At 63.6% G+C, this 10,612-nt stretch carries 9 protein-coding genes; 4 read left to right on the top strand and 5 right to left on the bottom strand.

The features are described 5' to 3' along the window. Positions 1-254: 254 nt before the first annotated feature. The 4 genes from RMO18_RS03120 to RMO18_RS03105 form a co-directional block, all read right to left on the bottom strand. Complete coding sequence (locus RMO18_RS03120) at positions 255-875, bottom strand: queuosine precursor transporter (protein WP_309663867.1); 621 nt, start codon at positions 873-875, stop codon at positions 255-257. A gap of 97 nt (positions 876-972) precedes the next feature. Then, entirely contained in the window at positions 973-1,872 is a 900-nt protein-coding gene (gene mepA, locus RMO18_RS03115; RefSeq protein ID WP_309663866.1) for a penicillin-insensitive murein endopeptidase, read from the bottom strand. Beyond that, positions 1,869-3,239, bottom strand: a complete 1,371-nt coding sequence (locus RMO18_RS03110) for an MFS transporter (protein WP_309663865.1) — start codon at positions 3,237-3,239, stop codon at positions 1,869-1,871. Before RMO18_RS03110 ends, mepA begins: the two co-directional genes overlap by 4 nt. 62 nt (positions 3,240-3,301) lie before the next feature. Then, the gene (locus RMO18_RS03105) at positions 3,302-3,832 is read right to left on the bottom strand and encodes an acyl-CoA thioesterase (protein ID WP_309663864.1); all 531 of its coding nucleotides are present in this window, start codon (positions 3,830-3,832) and stop codon (positions 3,302-3,304) included. Positions 3,833-3,959: 127 nt separating this feature from the next. On the opposite strand from RMO18_RS03105, the gene RMO18_RS03100 reads away from it, so the two are divergent. Genes RMO18_RS03100 through yaaA form a run of 3 tightly spaced genes read left to right on the top strand, consistent with a single transcriptional unit; the run spans position 3,960 to position 7,120 of the window. Then, positions 3,960-4,247, top strand: coding sequence for a YggT family protein (locus tag RMO18_RS03100; RefSeq protein ID WP_309663863.1), 288 nt, complete (start codon positions 3,960-3,962; stop codon positions 4,245-4,247). Between the two features lie 8 nt (positions 4,248-4,255). Next, a complete protein-coding gene (recQ, locus tag RMO18_RS03095) occupies positions 4,256-6,298 on the top strand; it encodes a DNA helicase RecQ (protein ID WP_309663862.1) in 2,043 nt (680 codons plus the stop codon). 33 nt (positions 6,299-6,331) lie between these two features. After that, entirely contained in the window at positions 6,332-7,120 is a 789-nt protein-coding gene (yaaA, locus tag RMO18_RS03090) for a peroxide stress protein YaaA (protein ID WP_309663861.1), read from the top strand. A 4-nt stretch (positions 7,121-7,124) separates the two neighbouring features. On the opposite strand, the gene RMO18_RS03085 is transcribed toward yaaA, so the two are convergent. Beyond that, positions 7,125-9,671 carry a response regulator gene (locus RMO18_RS03085; RefSeq protein ID WP_309663860.1) on the bottom strand — a complete coding sequence of 849 codons (2,547 nt, stop codon included), beginning with the start codon at positions 9,669-9,671 and terminating at the stop codon, positions 7,125-7,127. A gap of 183 nt (positions 9,672-9,854) precedes the next feature. Between RMO18_RS03085 and RMO18_RS03080 the strand changes: the two genes are divergently transcribed. Further along, positions 9,855-10,612 (top strand): PAN/Apple domain-containing protein (locus RMO18_RS03080; protein WP_309663859.1); only part of this gene is annotated, 758 nt, incomplete at its 3' end.

The following is a 10,612-nucleotide window of genomic DNA, read 5'->3' as shown; positions in this document are numbered from 1 at the left end:
AAGCTAACGGGATGGGAGAAAAAGAGAAAGGGTTGCCGGAGTGCGGCAACCCTTTCCGAGATCTAAGGAGATGGGCCAGTTAGGCATCAAATCCAATCGGTGGTCTGTTTCACTAAGGGGCTGCCCTCAGAAAACACCCCTCCCGGCTGTCCTGACACGTCTCTCCAATATCACTCTAGACACTGGATCACCTCCTTTCAAAATGGTTGCCGATAAGGGAAGGTTGACACAGATTTTGTGTTTGTCAAAACAATTTACGCTACCCTTGTGATGTAGCGCCGGACGATGATGCGAAACGGCACTAGGGCCACCAAAGCCAGCACCAGCTTGACCAGCCAGTCCGCGACCGCCAGCGAAGCCCAGAACGGCGCATCGGGGCCAAGGCCCAACAGCGGGCCGGGGGCGGTGGCCCAGGACACGTCATTGCCGGGTTCGATGAAACTGAGCACAGCCGAGAAGGCGACGCTGAAGAAGATTGCCGTATCAAGGCTGGACGAGATCAGGGTGGACACCAGCGGCGCCTTCCACCACGTCGCCGTGCGCAGCCGGTTGAACACGGACTCGTCAAGCAATTGCGCGACAAGGAATGCAAGACCGGAGCCGATGGCGATGCGCAGGGTCACCAGAGGGCCGAATTCGCCGATGATCTGCGTGCCGATCAGCGAGCAGGCGATGCCAGTCGCAAAACCCGCCAATACGACGCGACGGGCTGCGGCAGCGCCTTGCAGCCGGTTGGTGAGGTCTGTGACCAGAAATGCGAAGGGATAGGTCAGCGCCCCCCACGTAAGATACGCACCAAGCGGGTGCTGCACGAGGATGTTGGAAGCCATGACAATGGCCGCCATGGCAAGGATGCCGGGGATCAGGGAACGCATGTGATTTGTCCGTTTTTGCAAGGTCGCGGAGACTTGGCCCCCGAATATCGGGGACGGGCGCGGGGTAGACTTGCGGGCGCGTCCTGTCAACCGGCGATCAATTCGCCTCGATCACCTTGGAGCATTGCTTGGGCAGGTCTGCCATGATGAATTCGCGCGGGCCCTTTTTCTTTGGCGCGTCGTCTTCCTTGGGCTTTTTCTTCTTGGTGTCCTTTGGCGGGTTCAGATAATCGGTCACCCACCACATCAAGGTATCGTCGCAGCCGTTGCCGCCATTGGACAGCTCGTTCACCGTTGGCGTCTGGGTTTCGCACAGCCGGGCCCCTTTGGGGCATTTCAGGCGAACGTGGAAATGCGTGTCATGCCCGGCAACGGGGCGGATTTTCTGCAGCCATTTCTTGTCGCTGGCCTTGGCGGTCTTGCACATCTCGATCTTGACCGCCGCCGCCACGAAGATGCGGTCGACGCGCGGGTCGGAAGCCGCAGCCTGCAACAGGCGTTTGTGGCTGCCTGTCCAGTTTTCGGTGACCGAACGCTGATCGGCGGAGCGCACGGGGATGGAACTGATCTCCTCACGCTCGGCCACCGACAGGTTCAGGCGTTTCGGCGGCAGCATCCAGATGTCGGCATCAAGACCGATCTGGTGGCTGGCGTGGCCCGAGGTCATCGGGCCGCCGCGCGGCTGGCTGATATCGCCGACATAAAGCCCGCCCCAGCCAAGCTGTTGTGCCGCCACCGACAAGCCGATGATGAAATCGATCATCTCTGGCTGGCCGAAGTTGCGGTGCCGTGACAGGCGCATCGCCTGCCAGCTTGGCCCGGTTTCGGGCAGTTCGACCAAGCCCGCAGCACAGCCCTTGGCGTAAGATCCGATCGGCATCGGGTCTTGGGCGGAGGGCGCATCAATTGCGCCAAACAGTTTGTTGGCCAGCTTTTCCGCATGGGCGGGAAGCGGGGCCAACAGAGAAAGAACCAGAAGTAGGCGGGCGATGGTCATGCGGTCTGTTCTCCGCGCGGTTTGACCCAGATTAGCAGAACAAGACCGACAAGGAACAGCAGGATCAGCGGCGAGATGCCGATGCGCTGCGAACCGCTGATGGTGGTGACAAGGGCAATCAGCGCGGGGGCCATGAAGCTGGCAACCTTGCCCGAAAGGGCGAACAGGCCGAACGCTTCGGTGGCGTGGTCGGGCGTGGTGTGGCGGACCATCATGGTTCGACTGGCCGCTTGCAGCGCGCCACCCGCAGCGCCGATCAGCGCGCCGCAGGCAAAGAAGATCTGGTCCGGCAGGCCGGAAGCCGGGTCCATCGCGATGCCCCAGACGGCGTCACGGTCCATCCCGACGATGATGATGCAGACAAAGATCAGCACGCATATGCAACCGGCGATCACCGGTTTCGGGCCAAAGCGGCGGTCAGCACGGCCACCGATCCATGAGGCGATCATCGCGGCGATCGCCCCGACAATGCCGAAGGTGCCGATCTGGATGATGGACCAGCCCAGCACGCCCGACGCATAGACCCCGCCAAAGCCATAAAGCGCGTTCAGCGCATCGCGGTAGAACAGCGCCGAGACGAGGTAGGCCGACAGGCTGCCACGATAGCGCAGCGAGCGGATCAGGTCGGCCAGACTGGCGATGGCGCGGCCGATGTGCAGCGGGCGGGCGTCGGTCTTTGGTTCCTTCACCCACAAGAAGAACGGGATCATGAACACCACATACCAGATCGCGGTGAAGGGGCCGACGGCGCGGGTGCCTTCTCGGGCCTCGGCGTCAAGGCCGAACAGGGGTTCCGTGTTGAGCATGGTGAGGCCGCTGTCGGCGTTTTCCGCAAGGAAAAGCAGCATCAGGATCAGCGCGAGCAGCCCGCCGAGGTAGCCGAAAGCAAAGCCCGAGCCGGAGATCGCGCCCAGTTCGTTGTGATCCGACAGCGTGGGCATCAGCGCGTTGGTGAAGATCGTCGCAAACTCCATCCCGATGAAGCCGAGGCCGAAGAACGCCACCGCCCAGAACAACATGTCCGCCTCGCCGCCTGGTGCCACCCACCAGAGGCCCCAGGCGCCGATGACGTAGAACGCGGAAAACACCCAGACCCAGATCAGCCGCCGCCCGGTGCCATCAGCAATAGCGCCAAGAATTGGGGCGAGGACGGCGATGCCGAAGGACGCGATTGCCAGACCCCAACCCCAATAGGCCTGGGCCGCGGCCTTTGCGGCCTCGATCTCCATCCCGGTGCCGAGATAGTAGCCGCGCGCGACTTCGGCGAAATAGGGGCCGAAGATGAAGGTCAAGAGGAGCGTGTTGTACGGCTGGCTGGCCCAATCAAAGAAGTACCAGCCCCAGATGCGTTTTCTTGCCGAGATCATTGCTGCCTCATTTTAGGTGTCAGTGGGAGTGAACGCTGAATGGCCTGACGGTGCAAGCGCGCTTAGCGGACGGGGGGCCAGGGGCGCGTGGCGTCCGCCGCGATCCAGCCGGTCACCCAAGGCGGCAGGGCGGGGCTTTCCGCAGCATGGCCCATGGCGCGGGCAAGGTCGGCGGGCGGCAACATGCCGTTGGCCGAAACAAGGGCGCTGCGGATCAGGACCTGCGAGGTGCAGTCATCCCCCTTCCACATGCTTTGGTCCATGTACAGAAACCGCGCATCCCAGCCGAGGCACCGGGTCCGCATTTCCAGCCGGTCGAACAGGGTGACGCGGCGGCGGTAGCGCACCGAACTGCCAGCCACGGTCAAACCCCAGCGATTGGTGCGCAGAACCGCGTCGAGCCCGGTACGCCGCCCCAGCGCGATGCGCCCCAGGTCGTAAAGCGTGAGGGTGCGGCCGTTGTTCAGCTCCATCCACGGGTCAAGATCCCACGGCCAGCACAGGTGGCGCGAGACGTAGGTGTCGAGCAACCCGAGCGACGGCGCCCCCCGAGCGGTCAGCAATTCCTTAACCATGCGCAGATAGGGGTACATCGCAACCTCCGGTTCGGGGCCGAAGTGGCGGATGCAAAGGCCAAGGTCAAGCAAAACGCGGCGTTAGGCATTGCCCTTCGCACCGTCGAAGGATACCTCTGCGCCACCCTGAACAGCGGAGCCGCGGATGACCTCTCTCTACCAGATCCTGATGCTGATCCTTGATATCATGCAGTTCGTGATCATTGCGCATATCATCATGAGCTGGCTGATCAATTTTCAGGTGCTGAACACCCGTCAGCCTTTGGTGGCGCAGGTGTGGAACGGGCTGAACAGCCTGCTGGAGCCGATCTACGGGCGGGTGCGGCGGCTGTTGCCGCAGATGGGCGGGCTGGATCTGGCACCGCTGATCGTGCTGATCGCCGTCTATGCCTTGCGGATCATCCTGCAAAACAACGTCGCCCTGTTTCTTTGAGCGTTTAGGTGGATCAGGCCGCAGAGCTTCTGCACTCGGTTTTCGGTTTTCCGGAGTTCCGCCCCGGTCAAGCCGAGATCGTGGAGGCCGTTCTGGCGGGCCGCAACACGCTGGCCATCATGCCGACGGGCGGTGGGAAATCGCTGTGTTTTCAGCTGCCTGCGCTGTGTCGCGATGGGGTGACGGTGGTCATCAGCCCGCTGATTGCGTTGATGCGCGATCAGGTGCGCGCCCTGCGCGAAGCGGGGGTTGAGGCGGGGGCGCTGACCTCGGGCAACACCGAAGAGGAGACCGAAGCGGTCTTTGCCAAACTGGACGCGGGGCAGCTGAAGCTGTTGTACATGGCGCCCGAGCGGCTGGCATCGGCGGCGACGTTGCAGATGCTGCGGCGGATCAAGTGCACGATGCTGGCTGTCGACGAGGCGCATTGCGTCAGCCAGTGGGGCCACGACTTCCGCCCCGATTACCTGCGCATTGGCGATCTGCGCCGCACGCTGGGTGTGCCCCTGGCCGCCTTCACCGCCACGGCGGATGAGGAGACGCGGGCGGAAATCGTCACCCGACTGTTTGACGGGGTGCCGCCCGACATCTTTCTGCGCGGCTTTGACCGGCCGAACATCCACCTTGCCTTTGCGGTGAAGGATAAGCCGCGAGAACAGCTTCTGGCTTTTGCTGCTGCGCGGCGCGGGCAATCCGGCATCGTCTATTGCGCCACGCGGGCCAAGACCGAAACCCTGGCGCAAGCGCTGCGCGAGGCGGGGCACGGGTCGGTTGCCTATCACGGCGGGATGGAAGCCGAAGCGCGGCGGCAGGTGGAAACCCGGTTTCAGCGCGAGGATGGGCTGATCGTGGTGGCCACGGTGGCCTTTGGCATGGGCATCGACAAGCCGGACATCCGCTGGGTTGCACATGCCGATCTGCCAAAGTCGATCGAAGGGTATTATCAGGAAATCGGGCGCGGCGGGCGCGATGGCAGCCCGGCGGAAACGCTGACGTTGTATGGCCCCGACGACATCCGCCTGCGCCGCACCCAGATTGACGAAGGCGCCGCTCCGCCTGACCGCAAGGCCGCAGATCATCTGCGGCTGAATGCGCTTTTAGGGCTGGCCGAGGCGCTGAAATGCCGCCGGCAGGTGTTGCTGGGCTATTTCGGCGAGGTGACGGAACCCTGCGGCAATTGCGATCTGTGCGACCGGCCTGCCCTGTTGTTTGACGCGACGGATGCGGTGCGCAAGGCGCTGTCGGCGATCTTGCGGACCGGGGAATGGTTCGGCGCGGGGCATCTGATCGACATCCTGACCGGCACCTCGACGGCCAAGGTGCGGGAACGCGGGCATGACAGTCTGCCGACGTTTGCGGTGGGCAAGGATCTGTCGAAACCGGCCTGGGGCGCAGTGTTTCGCCAGATGATGGGGCGCGATCTGGTGCGCCCGGACCCGGACCGGCACGGCGCATTGCGGATGACCGACGCCGCACGGCCCATTCTGCGGGGTGAGGCGTCGGTGACGCTGCGCCGCGACACGGTGACCAGTGCGGTGACGGGCGAGGCCGTCCGGTCGCAGGTGGCCGATGAGGACGTGGCGCTGCTGTCGATGCTGAAATCCAAACGCCGGGCGCTGGCCGAGGCGGCGAATGTGCCGGCCTATGTGATCTTTCCCGACCGCACGCTGATTGAAATGGCCGAGCGGCGGCCCGCCAATCTGGACCAGATGGCCGGGATCACCGGGGTCGGCGCGAAAAAGCTGGAGAGCTATGGCGCGGTGTTTCTGGAGGTGATCACCGGCGGGTCGGCGCCGTTGCACCCCGCCCGGATGCGGCTGGTCGGCACGCCCGAGGGCGCGGTGTTCGACCGGCTGGCCGAGGTGCAGCTTGCGCTGGCGCGGGGGACCGATGGCACCGGCAAGCATCTGTCCTGCACCAACGCGACGCTGCGCCAGATTGCTGAGCGGCGGCCATCGACGCTGGCCGAACTTGACCGCATTCAAGGAATGGGCGAGTTGAAGATCGAACGCTTTGGCGAGGCGTTTCTTGAGGTCTTGCGCGATGGCTGAGCCGGGCTAGATCGCCCACTAAAGAGGTGGCTGATGCTGGTTGTGATTTCCCCTGCGAAACGTCTGGACGAGCGGCCGCATGCCTTGCCCGAGGGTGCGGCGATGAGCGAGCCCGCCTTTGCGACAGAGGCGATGGCGCTGGTGCGGGCGGCACGCGAATTGTCGGTGGACGATCTGTGGCGGCTGATGGACCTGTCGGAGCCGTTGGCACGGCTGAACCGCGACCGGTTTGCCGCCTATCGGCGCAATCCGGTGTCGGTGTTTCCGGCGATCCACTGCTTTGCGGGCGATACTTATGTGGGGCTGGATGCGGCCACCATGCCCGGCGATGCGCTGCGCTGGGCCGGGGGGCATTTGCGGATCCTGTCGGGGCTGTACGGGGTGTTGCGCCCGCTGGATGCGATTCAGCCCTACCGGCTGGAAATGGGCAGCAGGCTGGCCACGGCGCGCGGGGCGGATCTTTATGCGTTCTGGGGCGACCGGATTGCCAAGGCGCTGAACACGGCGGCAGAGGCCGCGGGGACCGGGGTACTGGTGAACTGTGCGTCGGTGGAATACTTCACGGCAGCCCAGCGCAAGGCGTTGAAATTGCAGGTGATCACACCGGCGTTTTTGGAAGAAAAGGACGGCGAGGCCAAGATCGTGTCGTTCTTTGCCAAGAAGGCGCGCGGTGCGATGGCGCGGTTCGTGATGGAACACCGGCTGACCGACCCCGCCGATCTGCGCAGCTTTGTGGCGGGCGGGTATGGCTATCAGGCCGGTCTGTCCACACCCGAAAAGCCGGTATTCACCCGCGCGGCGGCGGCGGAAGACGCGGCCTGACGGATCAGGCGGCGTCTTCGGTCAGCGCGGCAAGCGGGCGGGCGACAGGGGGGCAGAACTCGGCCAGGGTTTCGGTGATCGCGGCCTTGCGCAGGGGTTTGGTCATATAGCGGTCAATCCCCGAGGCAAGGATCGCCTCGGCGTCACCATCCATCGCATGCGCGGTCAGGGCGACGATCGGCACATGGCTGCGACCGGCTTCCAGCTTGCGGATGGCGGTGGCGGCTTCCTTGCCATCCATCTCGGGCATCGAGATGTCCATGAAGATCAGGTCGGGTTGGAACGACTGGAACAATTCCACCGCGATCCGGCCATTGTCGGCAAAGACCAGATCGATGTCGATGGTCCGCACCATCTTTTGGAACACCAACTGGTTGGTCCGGTTGTCTTCGGCGGCAAGCACCCGCATCTGGCGCAATTCGGTGGGGGCCGCTGGCGCAGGGGCCGCTTCGATCACCGGTTCCGGCGGCGCGCCCAGCAGTTGCAGGCGGCGGTAAAGCTCTGATCGCAGGATCGGCTTTTGCAGGATGCCGGCAAAACCCTCCGCTTCGGCGCGGATTGAGCCGGGGTTCGAGGTGAGCAGCAAGACCGGCATCACATGCCCCTCGGCCCGCAGGCGGTGCAGCAGGGTCAGCCCGTCCATTTCCGGCATCTCATGGTCGGCCAGCACCACGTCATAGGTGGCATCGGCAGCCAGATGCGCCAGCGCATCGGCACCGGAACGGCAGAGCGTCACGTCAATCCCACAAGGGGTCAACTGGCGTTCCAGAATGGTGCGGTTGATGAACTGGTCATCCACCGCCAGCACCCGTTTGACCGAGACCGGGATTTGCAGCGCGCTTGCATCCTCGGCCACCGGCAGCGTGACGCGAAAGCCAAAGCTGGAGCCCGTGCCAAGCTCGCTGTCCACCCAGACCGCGCCGCCCATGTGTTCGATCAGGCGTCGGGTGATGGCGAGGCCAAGACCGGTGCCTTCGAATTTGCGATTGCGCTCATCCTCGACCTGGTTGAATTCACCGAACACGTGGTCGAGGTATTCGCTGGCGATGCCGATGCCGCTGTCTTCGACGGCGACGTGCAACTGTTGGCTGCCATCCTCGGCCTCGATGCCAACGACGCGGGTCAGGACATGGCCTTTTTCGGTGAACTTCACCGCATTGCCGATCAGGTTGGTCAGCACCTGCCGCAGGCGGCCCGGATCGCCAACATAGCGGGTGGGCAGGAACATGTCGAAATCGATCATCAAGTCGATGCCCTTTTCGCGTGCGCGGGGCTGCAGCAGCATGGTCACTTCATGGATGGTGCGTTCGAGGTCGAACGGTTCGGGGCGCAGGGTCAGACGCTCGGCCTCGATCTTGGAGTAGTCCAGAATGTCGTTGATGATGACCAGCAGCGCCTCGCCGGAGGAGCGGATGGTTTCGGCAAACAGGCGCTGTTCTTCGGACAAGGTGGTGTCGCACAAAAGTTCAGCCATACCGACGACGCCGTTCATCGGGGTGCGGATCTCGTGGCTCATGTTGGCGAGAAACGCGGATTTGGCGCGGTTCGCGGCCTCTGCCGCGCGGCGGGCGGTTTCAAGGGCAGCCTCATGTTCCTTCAACTGGGTGATATCGACCCGCAGACCAACCCGGCCACCATCGGGCGTTGGGTGGTCATGCGCCCTGATCCAGCGGCCATCCGACAGTTGATGTTCAGCCACGCCCGAGGCCTTTCGGTGCTGATCCAGCCGTTCGGCGACCCATTCATCCTCGCGCCCGACGGCATCAAGGTGCTGGCCGCTTTGCAAGCCATAGCGCAGGATATCCTCGAACCGTGTGCCGGGCTGCATGGCCGGGGCCGAGGCGGAGTAGATGTCGCGGTACCGCTGGTTGCAGGTCAAAAGCCGTTCCTCCCGGTCATAAAGGACAAAGCCATCGGGGATCGCCTCAATGGCGGCCCAGATGCGCATCTGTTCGGTGATATCAAGCGTCAGGCACACCAGATCCCCATCACGGGCGCGCCGGTCAACAAGCTTTACCCAAGCGCCGTTGCGAAACTTCAAGGTTGTGGCGGGGATCGGATCTTCGTCGATCCGCGCGAGCATGGCGTCCACGAAATCGGCGCCGCTCTGGGGGCCAAGATCGACGATTCCGGTATCGGCGATGATCTGGAGGATGTCGTGATAAGGGATGCCGGGCGCGACAGTATGGCCGTCGAATTGCGCAAGGTAGGCCTGATTGGCGGTGACCAGCTTCATGTTGGGGTCAAACACGGCAAAACCGTCACGGATGGTGTTGACAGATTCCCACAAGCGCCGTTCGGCCATCACTGCGGCGGTATGGGCGCGGTCAAGATCGCCCAGAAAACGGGTGTTTTGCCCTTTTAGAACCTCGGCCTCGGTCAGGGCGGATTTGACCACTTGCCGCTGTTCGACAATCTGGTCGGACAGGGACCGCGCGTGGATGCCCAGCTTTTCATTCGCGGCGAAAAGTTCGCGGCTTTTCTGTTCCAACAGGCGTTCGGCGGCCAGTCTGCCACGCCGTTCCCGTGCCAAGCGTTCCGAAAGATCCATACCCGTCCTGTGCCGACATGCTGCCTGCGCCCCGGCCTGCCACGAACATTGACATCCGGAATACGCGACTAGCTTGCCGCATCGAAGTGAACCAAGACTTAACGCTGATTGGGGGGCCATGAACCTTGCCAGCCTGCGCCCCGGCATGCGACAATTCAGGCGAAGATCAAGGGAGAGATTTCGATGCGCAAGTTCGCGGCTATGGTGCTTTCGGCGGTTCTGTTGGTGGTGCCCGGTCTGGGGGCGGCGCAGGATCTTATCCCCGAAAAGCGCGTGGTGGTGACGCAGGATCAGGATCTTCCGGGGGGCGATGTCGCTTCGGTCTTCGACACCACGATTGACGCCTGCGAACGGGCCTGCACCACGAACGCGCGCTGCACGGCGTTTACCTTCAACACCCGCAACGGATCTTGTTTCGTGAAGAACAACCCGGGCGAGGGCGCGTTTTTCCAAGGCGCGTATTCGGCCTTTGTGATCGGGGCGGACGCCGCCATCCAGGCAGCTGCGGCAGACCGGCGCAAGGAGCTTTCTTTCCTGCCGGATTGGGATCTGCAGGCCGCATATGACGAGGCGGCAGGCCTTGGCCGCCAGCATACCACCGGCCCCTGGACCGCTGAGGAGCATTTGCAGGCCGCCGCAGATGCCGAAGCGCGTGGCGATTGGGTGATGGCTGCGGCTTTCACCGGGGCGGAGCTGAACCTGACCGACGACGCTGCGAGCTGGCTGGAATTTGCCCGTCGTCAGTTGGAGGCGGGCAAGACGACGGTCACCGATTCGGGCTTTTACCTTGGCCAGTCGTTCCCTTCGGCGATCAACGCCTATCTGCGCGCGGACAACCCGGCGCTGCGCCACTCGATCCTGGTGCTGATGGGTGATGCGCTGGAACGCAACGGGCGTGGGCGCGACACGGTGCAGGCGCTGCGTCTGGCGCAAAGCCTGCA

It is taken from the genome of Tabrizicola sp., assembly GCF_031377265.1.
Lineage (GTDB): Bacteria > Pseudomonadota > Alphaproteobacteria > Rhodobacterales > Rhodobacteraceae > JAUYQR01.
Note: the sequence above shows the minus strand (reverse complement) of the source record. Positions and strands in the feature narration are given on the sequence as shown.